This is a genomic window from Truepera sp., assembly GCA_032027045.1.
Lineage (GTDB): Bacteria > Deinococcota > Deinococci > Deinococcales > Trueperaceae > JAAYYF01.
Window position 1 is genome coordinate 700,612 of sequence record JAVSMU010000001.1, and the last position, 16,555, is coordinate 717,166.

At 68.5% G+C, this 16,555-nt stretch carries 11 protein-coding genes; 5 read left to right on the forward strand and 6 right to left on the reverse strand.

Features of this window, described 5'->3' with window-relative positions:
- Positions 1-126: 126 nt before the first annotated feature.
- The 3 genes from ROY82_03125 (at position 127) to ROY82_03135 (ending at position 8,156) form a co-directional block, all read left to right on the forward strand.
- On the forward strand, positions 127-5,595 hold the full coding sequence (locus ROY82_03125) for a VWA domain-containing protein (protein MDT3681459.1): 5,469 nt from the start codon (positions 127-129) through the stop codon (positions 5,593-5,595).
- Between the two features lie 285 nt (positions 5,596-5,880).
- Positions 5,881-6,894 carry a hypothetical protein gene (locus ROY82_03130; GenBank protein MDT3681460.1) on the forward strand — a complete coding sequence of 338 codons (1,014 nt, stop codon included), beginning with the start codon at positions 5,881-5,883 and terminating at the stop codon, positions 6,892-6,894.
- Positions 6,895-6,980: 86 nt separating this feature from the next.
- A complete protein-coding gene (locus tag ROY82_03135) occupies positions 6,981-8,156 on the forward strand; it encodes a M20 family metallopeptidase (protein MDT3681461.1) in 1,176 nt (391 codons plus the stop codon).
- A gap of 82 nt (positions 8,157-8,238) precedes the next feature.
- Here the strand turns inward: ROY82_03135 and ROY82_03140 are convergent, their stop codons facing one another.
- The 3 genes from ROY82_03140 to ROY82_03150 all read right to left on the reverse strand — a co-directional run bounded on the left by ROY82_03140 (position 8,239) and on the right by ROY82_03150 (position 10,845).
- Positions 8,239-8,877 (reverse strand): CsgG/HfaB family protein, encoded by a 639-nt coding sequence (locus tag ROY82_03140; protein MDT3681462.1) that lies wholly within the window; start codon positions 8,875-8,877, stop codon positions 8,239-8,241.
- Between the two features lie 157 nt (positions 8,878-9,034).
- The gene (gene aspS / locus ROY82_03145) at positions 9,035-10,372 is read right to left on the reverse strand and encodes an aspartate--tRNA(Asn) ligase (GenBank protein MDT3681463.1); all 1,338 of its coding nucleotides are present in this window, start codon (positions 10,370-10,372) and stop codon (positions 9,035-9,037) included.
- A gap of 227 nt (positions 10,373-10,599) precedes the next feature.
- Positions 10,600-10,845: a DUF378 domain-containing protein gene (locus ROY82_03150; GenBank protein ID MDT3681464.1), complete on the reverse strand. Its 246-nt coding sequence runs from the start codon at positions 10,843-10,845 to the stop codon at positions 10,600-10,602.
- Between the two features lie 108 nt (positions 10,846-10,953).
- Here ROY82_03150 and ROY82_03155 point away from each other — a divergent pair, with 108 nt between their 5' ends.
- Positions 10,954-11,868, forward strand: a complete 915-nt coding sequence (locus tag ROY82_03155) for a MerR family transcriptional regulator (protein ID MDT3681465.1) — start codon at positions 10,954-10,956, stop codon at positions 11,866-11,868.
- 63 nt (positions 11,869-11,931) lie between these two features.
- Here ROY82_03155 and ROY82_03160 read toward each other — a convergent pair whose 3' ends face one another.
- Entirely contained in the window at positions 11,932-12,357 is a 426-nt protein-coding gene (locus ROY82_03160) for a hypothetical protein (protein MDT3681466.1), read from the reverse strand.
- Between the two features lie 337 nt (positions 12,358-12,694).
- Here ROY82_03160 and ROY82_03165 point away from each other — a divergent pair, with 337 nt between their 5' ends.
- Positions 12,695-14,446: a catalase gene (locus ROY82_03165; GenBank protein MDT3681467.1), complete on the forward strand. Its 1,752-nt coding sequence runs from the start codon at positions 12,695-12,697 to the stop codon at positions 14,444-14,446.
- A gap of 81 nt (positions 14,447-14,527) precedes the next feature.
- On the opposite strand, the gene ROY82_03170 is transcribed toward ROY82_03165, so the two are convergent.
- The gene (locus ROY82_03170; protein MDT3681468.1) at positions 14,528-15,526 is read right to left on the reverse strand and encodes a thiamine diphosphokinase; all 999 of its coding nucleotides are present in this window, start codon (positions 15,524-15,526) and stop codon (positions 14,528-14,530) included.
- Positions 15,523-16,524: an ABC transporter ATP-binding protein gene (locus tag ROY82_03175; GenBank protein MDT3681469.1), complete on the reverse strand. Its 1,002-nt coding sequence runs from the start codon at positions 16,522-16,524 to the stop codon at positions 15,523-15,525. Before ROY82_03175 ends, ROY82_03170 begins: the two co-directional genes overlap by 4 nt.
- Positions 16,525-16,555: the final 31 nt, after the last annotated feature.

A 16,555-nucleotide genomic window follows, 5' to 3' on the forward strand; every position in this document is an offset into this window, starting at 1 on the left:
TGAACGCGTGCCCCTACCCGCGCGACGTCGCCGGTCGTCCAGGGTCCGGGGACGCCGAACGGCTGCGCGTTCGAGTCTCACCCGTGCCGCGAGGAAGCGGCCGAACCTTCAGTTGAGGAGAACATAGTGGTCGCTACGAGTCTGGCCCCAAGAACGAAGTCGGCAAGGTTCGGGCTGGTTACCAGGCCGTGGCGCCGGGCGGCGTCGATGCTGCTGCTCTCCCTGGCGCTGGCTGCGGGCGCCGCTTACGCCCAGCAGTGCACCTACGAGCTCGAACCCAACGAGACGCCCGCCACCGCCACTCGTCTCACGGGCGCCGGACCGCAGATGCTCGGGCCCGCGAGGGGCAACTCGGTCGGTGGGTTGTGCCTTACCGGGGACGTCAGCGCCAGCGACCAGGACGCCTTCCGCTGGGACGTCTCCGAGGAGCAGGCAGCTCATCGCTGGGAGATCGAGCTGGTGGGCCCGGGCGGAAGCCTCACCAAGCTGGACCTGTTCCGCGTGACGTTCGCTGAGAACGGCTCGGACGTGACGGCGGTGGACAAGCTCCTCGACATCGGCACGCAGGGGGGCGCCGCGGCCGTCTCCGAGCAGTTCCTGGTCGAGCCCGGGGCCTACTTCCTGGGCCTATCCAACAGCGGCAACGGCGGCGAGTACGTAGCCAACGTCCGACCCGTGAGCGTGCTGCGGTACGGCGACGCAGATGAGCGTTACGACGAGCTTTCCCGCTCCAGGAGCTACACCGGCGAGTTCGGCCTGTACGGCCCGGTGGACGGCGAGCTCGAGCAGAAGTTCAGCCTGGGCGAGGCCGAGGCCGGCCGCGTCTGGGGGCTCGAGCTGTGGGCCGCGTTGGGCACCGCGCCGAGCCTCCGGCTGGAGGGCCCCGGCGGCGTCATCGCCGAAGGGAAGGCCGGTGCGGACGGCCGCGTGCGGCTTCCTGGCCTCGGCCTGGGGGTCGGTGATTACGTGGCGCGGGTGGTCGGCGCCAGCGGCATGATCCGCCTGCGCCTGGAGTCGCAGGGCATCCGCGGCGACGGCGTGGCCGTCGAACCGAACGACGATTGGCAGACCGCCACCGTGTTCCCGGTGGCGGGAGAGATGCGGGCGACGCTTCACGGGCGTGACTACTTCCGCATCGACGTCCCCGAGGACGGCGCGGGGATCTACGATTTCGACTTCGACCCTGACTCGGAGCTGAGTTACACGTTCATGGACGCCGCGGGCACCAAGCTCATGATGTCCGGGCGGGGCAGCGTGGGCGGCACTCGTCATGGGCTCTCGCTGGTCGAGGGAACGTACAGGTTATTAGTCGAGGGCACAGACGGCGTGCAGTACCGGATGGCGCTGAGGCCGGCGGCGGCCATTGGAGACGAGCTCGAGCCCAACGACACCCCGGCGGGCGCCAGCCCCATCCCGGAGAACGGCAAGGTGCGCGGCCAGTTCGACGGTTACGAGGCCGACGTCTACCGCCTTGAGGTGACGGGCGAGGCGCAGCTCTACCGAGTGCAACTGGTCGGACCCACCGCCACCCGCCTCACGCAGCAGACGGCCAGGGGCCAGGAGCTGGCCAGGGCCTCGGGCACGAACCGACTACGCCTGGACGACCTCGTGCTATTGCCCGGGACTCACTACTTCGAGGTGCTGGGCGAAGGCGGCGAGTATGCCCTGAGGGTCCTGGCGCTCGGGCCCGCCCCAGTGGCCACGCAAGGAGCAGCAGCCGGTCCCGCGCCCGACGAGCCGCTCTCCCCGGCAGCGCCCGGTACCCCCACCGAGCCCGCCGAGGAGGCCGCCGCCGCGCCGGAGGCGGCGCCGCTGGTGGCCGGCCCGCCGCCGCCACCCGGGATCTTGGAGCTCGAGCCGAACGACGACGCCAGCCGGGCGATGAGGCTCATCCCGGACCAGGTTCACGTCGGGCGCCTCACCGGCGGCAGCGACGACTACTACCGCTTCTTCCTAGCGAGAGACCAGTACGTGCGCCTGGAACTTCAGCCACCCGAAGGCGGCCTACCCATCGGCATAAGGTTGGACGATGTCGGGTGGCTCTTGGTGCTTGACGGTGACGAGGGAGGCCCCGCCGTGTACGAGCGGAAGTTCCTGGCGGGGAACCATGGCCTGTTCCTGCGGAGCCCCGAGGTCGAATCGGACGGGTACTACCAACTACGATTGACATTCCCCAACAACCTGTTGCCGCCCGTCGACGCCGAGCCCAACGACGATATCCGCACCGCCTCCACGCTTCCCGCGGAGCTCGAGTGGACGGGCCAGGCGGGTGAGTTCGGTGGGGACCCCGACTTCTACCGCCTACCGGTCTTCGATAAGGACACGGTGTTCCGGCTGACGCTCGAGGGGACCTCGCAACGGCCCGACGTCATGTTCACGAACGAGGGCGGCCGCCTACAACTCAGTGAGAGCAAGTCGGATAAAGAGGGAGGCGCTTGGAGCGGCACGATCCCGGCCGGCGAGAGCACCTGGTTGCGCCTCTACGTCAACTCCCGCTACGAGGCGCGTCTGAGCTTCGACGGAGTGCCTGACCCGGCGCAGCTGCTGGCGCCGCGCGCCTCCGGGGCCCTGAACGTCACGCTGGAGTCCTCGGCCGACGAGCTGGCCGCCTTCTGGCACGAGGGTCAGGCGTTCGTCGCGACCGCCACCGTCGAGAACCGCACCGATTCGCCGCAGGAGGTTCGCCTCGAGGCCGCGAGCAACAACCCGTTGGTGGGCCTCTCCTACGAAGCCGGGCTGACCCTGGCCGCGGGCGAGAGCCGCGCCGTGCCGGTGGAAGTCCTCGTTCCCCGCGACCTGCGTGACGACCTGCCCCTCAGGGTCGAGGTTTCCGCGGTCAGTGCCGAGGGTTCCGCGGCGGCAGACGTCGTGGCGGCAGCCAGGTGCGAGGCGCAACCCGTGGACCCGCGCGCCGCCTGGCCCCTGCCGGACTCACTGCTGGGTAGGTTCGACGCGCTGCGGCCGGACTTCGGCGCCGCCCTCTTCGGCGCATCCGATTACGAGCGGCGCGACCGGCAGTTGATAGACGGGCGCGTCGGACCGAGCGGCGGCGGCTACCTGCACCTCTCCCACTCTCCCACCTACCGCCTCGCCGGGGACGGGCCCGTGACCCTGTTGGGGGCCACGCTCGACCCCCGCTCGGACGCCCGCGCCGGAGACTACTTGAAGGCCTTCCGGATCGAGACCTCGCTCGACGGCCGGCAGTTCACGCCCGCCTTCGACGGCGTCCTGGAAGCGTCGGCGGTCGAGCAGGCTTTCGTCTTCGACGCGCCGGTGACGGCCAGCTACGCGCGCCTCGTCTTCGTCAGCTCACAACGGAACTCGAGCAACGCCTACCTGGGCGAATGGAAGCTCATCGCCGCCCCGGACGCAACCTTCGGAGAGGTCAACCTTGCGGCCCCTGAGGCGGGCGGTCACGTCGTGACCAGTGACCCGTATATCGGTAGCCACGGAGCCTCGCTGATCACCGGGGACGACGGCAGCGCCAGCGCCGTCGATCTCAGGAGCAAGGAGGCGTTCACGTTCGTCGTCGGCTTCCACGACGGTCGCGCCGCCCAGGTGACGCGCATCGAGTGGCAGGACAAATTGGACACGGGCTCGCGCAACGGGGCACCGTTCCTCGGTGCCACCGTCGAGGTGAGCCTCACGGGCGGGGCCGGGCCATGGGCGCCGCTGGCCGACTGGACGTTGCGCCGCGATGCAAACGGTGTCGCCACCCTGCAATTTGCCGAGCCCGTGTGGGCCCGCTACCTGAAGTTCACGGCGGCCAAGGTAGACGGGGACGACGGTGAGCCGGGCCGCTACTTCAGCCCGCCCGACGTCCTGCGGGTGTTCGAGCGGGCGCCGGACGACGAGTACCGTTCCGCCCTCGGCGAGTGGGGCGCCATGTCGCGGGACGCGATCTACGAGTACCTGAACCCGGTCACGGTCGGCCGCGAGCTTCCCGATGCGGGCAACGACACCCTTCAGTCGGCGACCCCGCTCAGGAGCGGCGAGCAGGTAAGCGGGGCCGTGGAAGTGGCCGTCGACGAGGACTGGTACCGGCTCACCATCCCCGCCGGCCAGAACTTCCTGGAGCTCACCCTCGCAGGTGACCCGCAGATCTTCTACCTGTACGAGCTGGTGGATGCCAGCGGCAACCAGGTGGGCTTCGACGAGCGCTTCGAGGGCGACGACGTCGTGCTGTCGCTTTTCGCCGACCCCGGCGATTACTACCTCCACCTGTGGGAGCCCAAGCGGACGGTGGTGTTCAGCTGGGACACGAGCGGCTCCGTGAGCCCTTACCAGGCCATCACCTACAACTCGCTCGCGAGCTTCGCCGCCGGCGTGAACGGCGAACGCGAGGCCGTTCAGCTCCTCGCCTTCGACGACCCTGCCCCGAAGTGGCTGTTGCCCTTCTGGTCCAGCGATCCACAGCGCGTGCAGCGCTCGATCGTCGAGTTCGACCGCGAGGCCGACTCGAGCAACTCCGAGACGGCACTGCTCACGGCCACCAAGGCGCTGGAGGACCGAGAGGGCACCCGCGCCATCTTGCTCATGACGGACGCCGAGTCACCCAGCCAGGCCATCACCTCCGACCTGTGGGCGGCTTTCGAACGGGTACGACCCCGCATCTTCACCTTCGAGATCAGCTCGGGAGGCAGCGACTACGCTCAAGACCTCATGCAGGACTGGGCGGACGTCAACTCCGGCATCTACTCGTTGGCGGCCGGCATAGGCGACTTCGACGCAGGCTTCTCCCGCGCCTCGTGCGTCTTGCGTCGCCCCAAGCGCTACGTTCTGATGCTCAACACGCGAGCCGCCCCACTTCCCGGACCCGGGAGCCTCTCCGTGCAGGCGGCCCCGGGCGCTGCCAGGGCCGCCGTGGAGATCGTCTTCGACGCCTCTGGGTCGATGGGCAAGGAGCTGCCGAGTGGCGAACAGCGCATCACGGCCGCGAAGCGGGCGCTGACCCAACTCGTGAACGAGGTGCTCCCTGAGGAGACCCCGTTCGCCTTGCGCGCCTTCGGGCACATCAAGCCGTCGTCCTGCGAGACGCGACTGGACCTGCCGCTGGCGCCGCTGGACCGCGCCAAGGCGGCTGCGGTGGTTCAGGCGATAGAGCCGAAACTCCTGTCGCAGACGCCTATCGCGGATTCGCTGCTGGCCGTCAAGGATGACCTCGCGCAGGCCGGCGGCGCGAGGACGGTCATCCTGATAACCGACGGCGAGGAATCGTGCGGCGGCGATCCCGCCGCCGCCGTGCGGGAGCTGCGCGCCTCCGGGCCCGTGGACTTCGCCATCGTCTCCCTGGGGCTCGAGCCGGAAGCCCTGGCGGTGTTCCAGGCCCTAGCCGCCGACGTGGGAGCGACCTACGTCGACGTCGGCTCGTTCGAGGCGCTGAGCGAGGCCGTGGCCGAGGCGCTCAACCCGGCCTTCGAGGTGTTCGATGCCAAGTCGGGAGAGCTCGTAGCGCGGGGCCGGGTCGGGGCGGACCCGGTGTCACTCGAGATGGGGGTGTACGACGTGCGCGTGCTCGTCTCGCCCGTGCAGGAGTTCCGGGCCGTGAGGGTGCCGGGGGAGAGGGACGTGAGGCTCACGCTTCGTGAGCCTTGACTTAGGCGCTGAGTCGAGAGGTTTTGGTGGCCGGGAGTGGGCCCGGCTACCAGTCGGGGCCCGGCTCACCAACGGTAGGGGTCTGACTCCCCACCGGTCGGGACCCGACTCACCTACGGCCGGACGTTGACGGCGCGTTGACGCCCCTTCGTGTAACTTTGGCAGCAGAAGTCACTATTAGCGTGACTGCACCGCCCTAGGTCGCGGGGTTGCCGGTCCATTACCTTGGACGCGGCGCTTCTCGAACCGCAACGGTGCCGTGACGACCAGGAAGGGAAGGCGCGGATGCCGAAGATCTACTTAGGTGAGGCCATTCGACTGGTCCTCAAGACCCTGCCGATCGTTTGGGTGAGGCTTGCCAGCTACTTGGTGTTGGGCCTTGGGCTCGGTATCTATGCGGGGCTGTTCATCGGCATCGGTTTGCTCTTGGCGAAGCTCTGGGCGCCGCTCGGTGTCATCATCTTCATCGCTGCCGTCGGTGGCGCTTTCTGGATCGTCGACCTGGCCGGCAAGTACTGGTTCCACCTGTTGCGGGCGGCGCATACGGCGGTCATGACCGAGTTCATCACCACCGGTAACGGTCCGGTCACGGGCCAGCTCGAGTATGGACGCAAGCAGGTCATGAGCCGCTTCGCAGACACCTCCATCCTCTTCGGCGTCGGCCTGCTGGTTGGGGGCATCACGAAGTTCGTCGTTCGAACGTTCACCCGTATCGTGTCCATCCTGCCGGTGCCCGGAGTCGACTCGTTGGGCAAGTTCCTCGAGCGCGTTGCCATCCTCAGCACCACCTACGTCGACGAGGCGATCTTGTCGCGCGCTTACGCCAAGCGCGAACAGAACGTGTGGGCGGTGGCCAAGGACGGCGTCGTGCTCTACGCCCAGGCGTGGAAGCCCATCTTGGCCAACGCCGTCGTCTTGGCGCTACTCAGCTACGCCGAGTTCGTCATCTTCCTCCTGATCCTCGGCTTACCGGCGCTGGCCATCGGCGCCGCTGCGCCCAACCTCGGGCCGGCCCTGGGCATCGGCGTCCTGATAGGCGCTTGGATGCTGAAGCTCGCGCTCTCGGACGCCATCTCGCTCGCCGCCACGCTCCTCGCCTACCATGGCGCCACCGCCACCATGGAACCGAACCCGGAGTGGGTGGCCAAGCTCGACGGGGCGAGCGACAAGTTCCGTGAACTCGGGCGCAAGGCCGCGGCCGCGGTGGGGTCGGTCGGTCGCGCCCCCGCGGAGGTCGAGGCGGAGGAGGACCAGAGGGACGCCGGCCCGGCGCTGGAGGGCGACGCGGCTACAGCCTGAGCCGTTGGTCAGCCTGACGGTAGCGGGCCTAATCGTCCCCCACCGGCCCGCCGGCTCCGGCCGGCCGCTCCGTTAGACTGACGGGCATGAGAACGATCGTCGACCTCGCGAGCGAGCTTCAGCCCAAGACGGTAGCGACCCGCCGTGACCTTCACCGGCACCCGGAGACGGCCTTCGAGGAGCGCCGCACCATGGGGATCATTGCGGCGCGGCTTCGCGAACTCGGCCTGGAGCCGCGGGAGGCCGTCGGCGGCACCGGCGTGGTGGCCGTGTTCGATACGGGCAGACCGGGCGTCACCGTCATGGCGCGCGCCGACATGGACGCGCTGCCGGTGACCGAAGAGAACGACGTGGAGTACCGGTCCCGGGCACCTGGCAAGATGCACGCTTGCGGCCACGACGGGCATGTGGCGGTGCTACTCAGCGTGGTTGAGATCGTGCTGGCGCGCGCCGCACAGCTTGCCGGCCGCGTGGTGTTTGTGTTCCAACCCGCGGAGGAGATCGTGCGCGGCGCGCGGGCCATGCTCGAAGACGGGGCGCTCGACGGCCTCGACGTCGATCACGTGATCGGCCTTCACCTCTCGAGCAACCACGAGGTGGGAACCGTTGCCGTGCGCGAAGGGCCGGCCATGGCCGCCACCGACTCGTTCCGCCTGGTCGTCAAGGGACGCGGTGGGCACGCCGCCTATCCGCACGCCTGCATCGACCCGATCGTCGCGGCCTCGCAGGTCGTGCTGTCGTTGCAGACGCTGGTGAGCCGCGAGACCGACCCGATCGACCAGTCGGTCATCAGCATCACGAGCTTCCATGGCGGCACGGCCTTCAACATCATCCCGGAGGAGGTGGAGTTGAAGGGCACGCTGCGCACGTTCGATGCAGGCACGCGCGCGAGGCTCCGCGCCCGCATCCTCGAGGTGGCCGAGGCGACCGCCAAGCTGCTCCGCTGCTCACTGGAGCAGGAGTGGTCCGAGGGCACGCCAGCCGTCGTGAACGACCCCACGTCCGTTGAGCGGTTCCGCAAGGTTGCCGCCCAGGTAGTGGGAGACGAGAACGTGACGCTACAAGCGCCCATCATGGGCGGCGACGACATGGCGCTGTGGCTTTCGCAGGCGCGCGGCTGCTACTTCTTCGTGGGTACGAGCTCTGGTCCCGACACGTCCTGGGCGCACCACCATCCGCGCTTCGACGTGGACGAGCGCGGGCTCGAGGTGGCGGTGGCGCTGCTGGCCTCGGGCGTGGCCGACCTGATGGGCGGCGACTAGCCCGGAAGCGCGCTCCTCATAGCCACGAGTGACGGGCCCCACCGTGAGATGGGGCCCGCTCCAGGCATGGTTACCCGGGCTCTTAGAACTTGGCGCGCAGCGCCGCCACCACCTGGTTGATGGCGGAGTTCGCCGCCTCGGCGAACAGGGGACCGACCGTCGGGTCGTTGTAGCTGACGTTCCCAGCGACCGGGACGTTGCTCACGCTGATGTTCGGGCTCATGGCCTCGCCCGACCCCTTCTTCGACACGACGACCTCGCCGGTCACGATGTCGGTGGCGCGCACGTCGACCTCGATCTGGGCCTTCGTCTCGCCCAGGGTGACGCCGAACAGGCTGCCACCGGGCCGGGCAACGGTGGCGCGGGTGACGGTGCCTGTTACCACGTAACCTGCGCCGGCCGCCTTGGCCAGGGCGACGGGGTCGAGCGACTCCATGCCCTGCTTCTCGATGATGGTCTGCAGCTCGCTGCGCTCGACGATCACGTAGCAGCCGGACTCCTTGAGCAGCGTGATGAGGCGCGCGGTGGCGGCCTCCTCGACGCCCACTACGCTCACGCCGCCACCCTGGCCGGACGTGTTCTGGAAGTCGACGACCGCCACGGTCGGTATCGGATCCGAGACGCAGGCGGCGGGTCCGGCGGTGACCTCGGTCGTGGGGGCGCAAGCACCGAGCAAGGCGGTGGCAACGGCGATCAGGGCGACTATGGGTCTACGCAACATTGTGGCTCCTCTTCCGCAACGAACGTCGCTGGACGATCGGGGTGATTTCCGTGACCAACGCTACCAGAAAGGCGTCAAAGACCCATCAATGAGGGCGCCGCCGGCCGAGATGGCGCAGCGCTACGAGCGCCGCCCGGGGCGCGGCTCAGGGCGCCGCTCAGGGCGTGAGCCGCTGCGCGTCTCGCGGGAAGGCCCTCGCGAAGCGGATGTTGTGGATTCCGAGCAGCAGCGCCGTAAGCCTCTCGGCGCCTATGGCGAAGCCCCCGTGAGGTGGCATGCCGTGCTTGAACACCTCGAGGTAATCGGCGAAGGCCTGGGGGTCCATGTTGCGCTTGCGGAGTTCCTCCTCCAGCACCTCGGGCCGGTGGGCGCGCTGCCCGCCGGAGGTGATCTCGACGCCCCGGAAGATGAGGTCCAGCCCGCGGGTGAGGCCGTTCTCGAGGGGGTAGGTGTAGAACGGCCTGGCCGCCTGCGGGTACTTGGTCACGAACACGAAGTCGGAGCCGTGTTCCTCCTTGGCCCAACGGCCCAGCAGGCGTTCCGCCTCTGGATCGAGGTCCTTGCCGCCGGAGACGTGCCCGTAACGGTCGGCCACCAGGTCGCGGGCCACGAGGAGTTCGATGCGCGGGAAGGCCACCTCGTAGTCCGGTAGTTCCGCGCCTAGGGTGGCGAGTTCCGGGCCGCAACGCTCGGCCACGCCCGCCAGCATCCTCTTGAGGAGGGCCTCCTCCAGCTCCATCACGTCGTTCTCGTCCTGTATGAAGCCCAGCTCGACGTCGAGCGACAGGTACTCGGAGAGGTGGCGATGCGTGTGGCTCTTCTCCGCGCGGTAAACGGGCGCCGTCTCGTAGACCCGTTCGAACACCGCCACCATGATCTGCTTGTAGAGCTGCGGCGACTGCGCCAGGTACGCGCGCCGGCCGTAATAGTCGACCTCGAAGAGGTTGGCGCCCCCCTCGGCGCCGGCCGAGACGAGCTTGGGAGTGAAGATCTCGGTGAAGTCCTGGCCGTCCAGGTAGGCGCGGAAGCCGCGTACCAGCTCGGCCTGCACCTTGAGGACCGCGCGGCTCTTGGGGCTGCGGACCGTGACGTGGCGGTACTGGAGCAGCGTTTCAGGGTTGGCGTGCCACTCCTCCTTGGAAAGCTCGACGGGGGGCGGCAGCGTCGCCGCGCTCAGGGTCTCGAGGGAGTCGGCCTGCACCTCGTAGCCGCCCGGGGCCTTCGCGTGGGCCACCACCTTGCCGGTCAGGCGCACGCAGCTCTCGTGGAGCGGCACGTCGATGCCCTCGAGCACGCACTGCACGACGCCACTGCGGTCGCGAAGCAGGAGAAAGCGGATCCCGCCCAGGTCGCGGCGCGTGAGGATCCAACCCTGGAGGCCAACCCGTTCGCCGTCGTGCGCCGCCAGGTCACGGACCAGCACCCGTGACACGGCGTTCCCGGGGGCCGCGCCCGAGAACGCTTCCGAACCTGCTTCCAACTCGTTGCTGGTCATCGCCTGCCTCCTGGCTGGGGCTCGAGTGCCGCCGCTTGTTGTGCGTCAAACGAGAGGACCCCCGAGGGCCGCGCCTCGGGGGTCCTTATGGGGTGCCCTGATCGCGCCTAGGCCCTGAGCCGCCTTGGATCCGGATTGGCCTGGGTGGCGAGGGCGTAGGCACACGTCATGCGCGCTACGTTAGCAGGAGGGTCGCCCGTAGTCAACGCGGCGCGCGGGCCGAACCCTCAGACGCGCGAGCGAGCGTGCACACCCGTGCCGGACGAGGTCTCGGCGCCGCCGAAGAGGCTCGGGAGCATGACGATCCCGGCGAGCCCGACGAGGGTGTAGATGATGGACGAGATGGCGTTCTTCTGACCGAACGAGTCGCCGGTGACGGCGGCTACGAGGTCGAAGCCGAAGAGGCCGACGAGCAGCCAGTTGAGGGCGCCTATTATCACGAGCAGCAGCGAGATCAGCTTGACGGTACGCATGGTGTTTCCTCCTATGGGTAACCCCGGACCGTCTGTCCAAGGTTTGTCTAGACTATACAGAGATGACTAGGGCTTGTCAAGGGCGCGTCTAAGGCATAGGCTCAGGACATGTTCACTATCAAGGAAGCAGCCGAGCGAGCGAAACTCAGCCCCGACCTGCTCAGGGCGTGGGAGCGGCGCTACGGCGTGGTGAGCCCAACGCGCTCCGCGAGCGGCTACCGCCTCTATAGCGCCACCGACATCGAGCGACTGGCGCGCATGCGGCGACTCGTCGCCGGCGGCTACAGGCCCCTGGAGGCGGCGCTCCACCTCGACTCACATGATCCAGGGCCGGCCTCCCGGGCAGTGGACGGCGGAGGCGGAGCGGCAACCGTGAAGACCCACGCCACCGAGGCCACACCGGGGGCAGATAGAGCGCTCGTGGATGCGGCCGCAGCCTTGGACCCTGCAGCCCTTCGGGAGTTCTTCGACGGGCTGGGCGCGCTTGGGTCGTTCGAAGCCGCAGTGACCGCCCGGCTGTTTCCGGCCTTGCGCGCCCTGGGAGAGGCGTGGGCGGACGGCACCGTCTCGGTCGCGGGCGAGCACATGGCCGCCGCGGCGGCGTTGCGCTGGCTCGGCCTTCAGTACGAGGCCGCAGCGCGAGACTCGCCCCGGCCCCGGGTCCTCGTCGGGCTTCCGCCCGGGTCTCACCACGAGCTCGGCGCCCTTGCCCACGCCGTTGCACTGAGGCGTCACGGGCTGGATGTTCTGTACCTGGGGAAGAACCTGCCGGTGGAGGACTGGATAACTGCGACGAGCAACACGGGCGCACGACTCGTGCTCGTCGGGGTGGCGCTCGAGGCCGACGTGATCCCCGCCTCGAGAGTGGCCGGCGCCTTAAGGGCGGCGGTGACCGCTACGAGCGTGTCGTTCGGGGGTGCCGCGGCCGGCGCAGAGAGACTACGCGCGTTCGGAGATGAGTTGCCGGCCGACTTCGCCCTGGCAGCCGCCAAGGTCGACGAGATCCTCGGCGGGGGACAGTAGTTCCCCCCGATCGAGCATGACCTGATCGAGCATGACGCCGCCGCAAGCCATCCGTGGCGTTCCCTACCCGCGGTGCTCGCGTGTGCGCATCAGGTGCTCTTGGATGCGCGCCAGGTGCTCCCGGTCCTTGGGCCGGTCCAGTTTCTCTTTCATGGCGATGACGTCCTCGAGTGGGACGCACGGCACGCCTAGCACCGATTCGGCGCGGTCCACCAGCGTATCGGCGTTTTCTCCCAGCCAACCATCATAGATCTCGACGTCTTCGCCGACGCTGACCCGTGAATCCTGGCGCCCTTCATCCAGCACGGCCTTCCCGGCCGCTACGAGGCTCAACGCCTGGTCCCAGGCGGCCCCGCGCGCGACGATGTCCAGGTCACTGGCTTCTTCCAGGATGCCGCGCAAGACGAGCGACGCGCTCGAGTGCAGGGCGTAATCGCCGTTGGGGAGGGAGAGCTCCGCCAACCTGGGTAAGATCTCCGCCGCTTTCACGCGGCGAGTATAAGGGGAGGGCGGGCATGGGGGCATCCGTAGCGTGGGCGCCGTCGCAAGAGTCCGGCGGGAGGCGGGGAACCTCGCCCATGCCGAGCGCTCCGAGCAGTCTGCGCAGTTGTTCGCGTATGAGCCCAGTAGCAGCCGTGGTTACTACGGAACGCCAAAGTTCAGTTCATGGTCCAACCACTAATGCCTATTGCAATGCCTATCGCTAGCCGCGGACATTTCTAAGTGCAACCAGTCGCCGGTGCAACTGCCGTGCGCCCTGCCTTCTGGGAGAATGGACGTCTGCAGAGCGAAGGTCGATGAACGTCAAGGGAGGCAATCGAGAGCCATGGACGACAACAAGAAGCACAAGGCGTCGGTCAAAGGTCACGACAGGCTACGTTCGAGCGGTGAAGCAAGCACCGACTCCACGTTGACCACGCGTCAAGGGCATCCGGTCACCAACAATCAAGCTCAACGCACGATTGGCAGCCGGGGACCGGCGACGTTGGAGAACTACCAGTTCCTCGAGAAGATCAGCCACTTCGACCGGGAGCGCGTGCCCGAACGCGTGGTGCACGCCCGCGGCTTCGTCGCTTACGGCGAGTTCGAGGCCACCGGCAAGATCGGTGACGAACCTGCGGCCAAGTACACCCGCGCCAAGCTGTTCCAGGAGCAGGGGAAGAAGACGCCGCTGGCCGTCCGCTTCTCGACGGTCATCGGCGGCCGCGACTCGTCCGAGGTCGCGCGCGACCCCCGGGGCTTCGCCGTCAAGTTCTATACCGAGGACGGGAACTGGGACCTCGTCGGGAACAACCTCGCGATCTTCTTCATCCGCGACGCCATCAAGTTCCCCGACGTCATCCACTCCCTCAAGCCCGATCCGGTGACCTTCCGCCAGGAGCCGAACCGCATCTTCGACTTCATGAGCCAGTCGCCCGAGTCGATGCACATGCTGACGCACCTGTTCAGCCCGCGGGGCATCCCCGCCGGCTACCGTCACATGGAGGGCTTCGGGGTGAACACCTACAAGCTGGTGAACGCCCAGGGGCAGACCGTGCTGGTCAAGTACCACTGGCACCCGCGTCAGGGCGTCGTGAGCCTCACCCAGGCCGAGGCGGAGAAGGTCCAGGGCAAGGAACTCGGCTCGGCCTCGAAGGACCTGTACGAGGCGATCGAGCTGGGGCACTACCCGCAGTGGGACTTCTTCGTCCAGATAATGGACGACCACGACCACCCGGAGCTCGACTGGGACCCCTTGGACGACACGAAGATCTGGCCGGAGGATCAGTTCCCGCTGCGCCACGTGGGGGTCATGACCCTCAACCGCAACGTCGAGGACTTCCATGACGAGAACGAACAGATCGCCATGGGTACGGGTGTGCTGGTCGACGGCCTCGACTTCTCCGACGACAAGATGCTGGTGGGCCGCACGTTCTCCTACTCGGACACGCAGCGCTACCGGGTGGGTAGCAACTACCTGCAGTTGCCCGTTAACCAGCCAAAGGGCGTTAACGGCCGGGTGCATACGCATCTGACGGGTGGACCCATGTCCTACGGCCGTGATCTGGCGCCGGGGCAGAATCCCCACGTGAACTACGAACCGTCGATTCACGGGGGCCTGCACGAGGCGCAAGAGGCGGGGCCCGACGACCAACCCGAGGTGCGCGGCAAGGTGACGCGCGCCATCATCGAGCGCCGCAACGACTACGTGCAGGCGCGCGGGCGCTACGACACCATGCTGCAGTGGGAGCGCGACGACCTGGTGCACAACATGATCGACAACCTCTCCCAGTGCGAGCGCGACGTGCAGGAGCGCATGTTGTGGCACTTCTTCCTGATCCACGACGACTACGGCAAGCGCGTGAGCCAGGGCCTGAACATGTCGGCCGCCGACGTGAAGCACCTCGAGTTGCTGCCCGGCCAGATCCTTACCGAGGAGGACGAACGCCGTCGTCAGAAGCTTGGCGAGAACGGTGACGTGATCGATCCCAAGCGGTGGGGGAAGTGGACGAGCTCGGTGGAGAACCGCGCCGGCACCGCGGAGGAAGTGCTCGCGGGCAAGATCGCTTCCGCCGAGCGGGCAGAAGCAAGCCACTAGGCGTGCTTGGTCGGCTCCTCGAGGGGGACGCCGGCACGAGGCAGTAATCGTGGCCCCCGGCGGGCACGCGGGCTCCTGAGGTCAGCGGTCGCCCAGGAACCGCTCCAGTGCCCGCATGGCGGCCAGCGCCTTCGGGAAGCCGACGAACATGGCCGCGTGGATGATCGTCTCTCGGATCTGACGCTCGCTCGCGCCTACGCGCAGTGCGCCCCGCAGGTGCGTGGGAAGGTCTTGCACGTCACCCTCCGCCAAGAGCAGCGCCAAGGCGATCAGTTCGCGCGCGGCCAGGTCCAGCCCGGACCGCGCGAACACGTCGCCGTAGGCAACACGCTCCACCAGGGCGCCGAGGTCCGGGTCCGCCGCGGCCAGCGCCGCGCTTATGCGCTCCGCCTGGGCGCCCCAGATGGCCTGCTTCGGCTCGTCGGGCGGGTGCTCCACCAGCAGGGCGACGACGCCCGCGTGAACCGCGAGCTCTACCGGCCCCCCGGTGGCGGCGTTCGACAAGCCGAGGCCGGTGCCCATCGGCAACGCGGCCTCGCGCAGCGGGTAGCGGACGCCGGACGTCGACACCACGCAGTCCTCCGCCAGGGCCAGGAGGCTGACGGTGGTGCCAGGGTGCAACTCGCGGGTGAGTGACCCTCCCGCCGCCACGACCCGTGCCTCGTGGTTGGCGGCGAACAGCGCCAAGCTCCGCCCCGAGGCCACCAGCCGCGCAGCGATGAGCAGGGCGCCGAAGCTCTGGTCGAGGCGATCGCCGAACGCCCCGGCCACGTTCGCGTGGTCCGCGCCGCGCTCCCAGGCCGCGCTCAGTGCGAGCTCGAGGTCGAGGTCGTCCTTCTCCGGCGGGTGCCTCTCGACGGGTACGTGCTCATAGCGCCTCAGGTCGCCCGCTTCCACGCTGTCGAAGTCGCCCACGATGAGGTCGGGCTCGACGCCGAGGACGCGGGCGTGAGCCAGCCCGCCGTCGGCGGCTATCACCAGGTCTCGCCCCTCGAGCAGCAGGGGCCAAAGCCCGGTCGCCGGCAGGGTGCCGCCGGCTAGCACGAGGGCCGTCTTATGCGGTAGTCGCTCGCCTTTCATGGTCTCCTCTCCAGGTCACGCCAGGCGTCCCCTGGCACCAGCAGTCCGAACGTCGAGCCGGGCGCCGGGTGAGACGGCAGTTCGCGGTCGAAGCCGCGCCACGTCAGCTGTACGTTCCAGGCCGGGGCGTCGAGGGTGAGTCGCCACGCGAGGCCGTCGCGCGCGGCCGCCAGGACGGTAACCGGCGTCGTGCCCTCGCCGGTTTCGAGGAGGCGCGTGAGGTCGGCGCGTAGGAGCACCGCGCGGGACGCGACCGGCAGTAGGGCGGCGCTTTCCCCCTCGAAGACGTTGTCGTGGCCCAGGAAGCGCGCCGCCCACGGATCTCCGGGTTGGTCCAGCAGTTCCTCACCCGCGCCCGTCTGAACGATGACGCCCTCGCGCATGAGCGCCACCCGGTCGGAAACCGTGAACGCCTCTCCCTGGTCGTGGGTCACGTAGATGGCCCCCGTCCTTAGGCCCTGCAGGATGCCGCGCAGTTCGAGCTTCAAGGACTCGCGCAAGTTGGCGTCGAGGTTCGAGAGGGGCTCGTCGAGCAGGAGCAGGCGGGGTGAGGGCGCCAGGGCCCTGGCGAGCGCAACTCGCTGCTGCTGCCCGCCGCTCAGCTGGTGAACCCTGCGTCGCCCCATGCCGGCCAGGCCCACCAGTTCGAGCAGGTCAGCCACCCTGGAGCTGCGCTCGGCCGGGGCGACCCGGGCCTCCACGAGCCCGAAGCCCACGTTGCCCGCGACGTCGAGGTGGGGGAACAGGGCATAGTCCTGGAAGACCATGCCGAAACCGCGCTTCGCGGGGGGCGTCTGCGTAAGGTCTTGGTCCTCGAGGCGCACGCTGCCCGCGTCGGGGACCTCCAGTCCGGCAACCAGCCTGAGGAGGGTGCTCTTGCCGCAACCGCTGGGTCCGAGCAGTGCGAGCGTCGTGCCCTCCTCCAACTCGAGGGAGACCCCGCCGACCGCCGTGACGGGCCCATAACGCTTTACGAGCCCGGTCAGGCGCAGGTTCACGCTGGGGCCGTTGCAGTGCTGAGGGGGATTG

Coding starts and splice junctions, on each gene's coding strand:
- ROY82_03130 (MDT3681460.1), top strand. CDS start 5,881: ATGCCGAAGATCTACTTAGGTGAGGCCATTCGACTGGTCCTCAAGACC.
- ROY82_03135 (MDT3681461.1), top strand. CDS start 6,981: ATGAGAACGATCGTCGACCTCGCGAGCGAGCTTCAGCCCAAGACGGTA.
- ROY82_03140 (MDT3681462.1), bottom strand. CDS start 8,877: ATGTTGCGTAGACCCATAGTCGCCCTGATCGCCGTTGCCACCGCCTTG.
- aspS (MDT3681463.1), bottom strand. CDS start 10,372: ATGACCAGCAACGAGTTGGAAGCAGGTTCGGAAGCGTTCTCGGGCGCG.
- ROY82_03150 (MDT3681464.1), bottom strand. CDS start 10,845: ATGCGTACCGTCAAGCTGATCTCGCTGCTGCTCGTGATAATAGGCGCC.
- ROY82_03155 (MDT3681465.1), top strand. CDS start 10,954: ATGTTCACTATCAAGGAAGCAGCCGAGCGAGCGAAACTCAGCCCCGAC.
- ROY82_03165 (MDT3681467.1), top strand. CDS start 12,695: ATGGACGACAACAAGAAGCACAAGGCGTCGGTCAAAGGTCACGACAGG.
- ROY82_03170 (MDT3681468.1), bottom strand. CDS start 15,526: ATGAAAGGCGAGCGACTACCGCATAAGACGGCCCTCGTGCTAGCCGGC.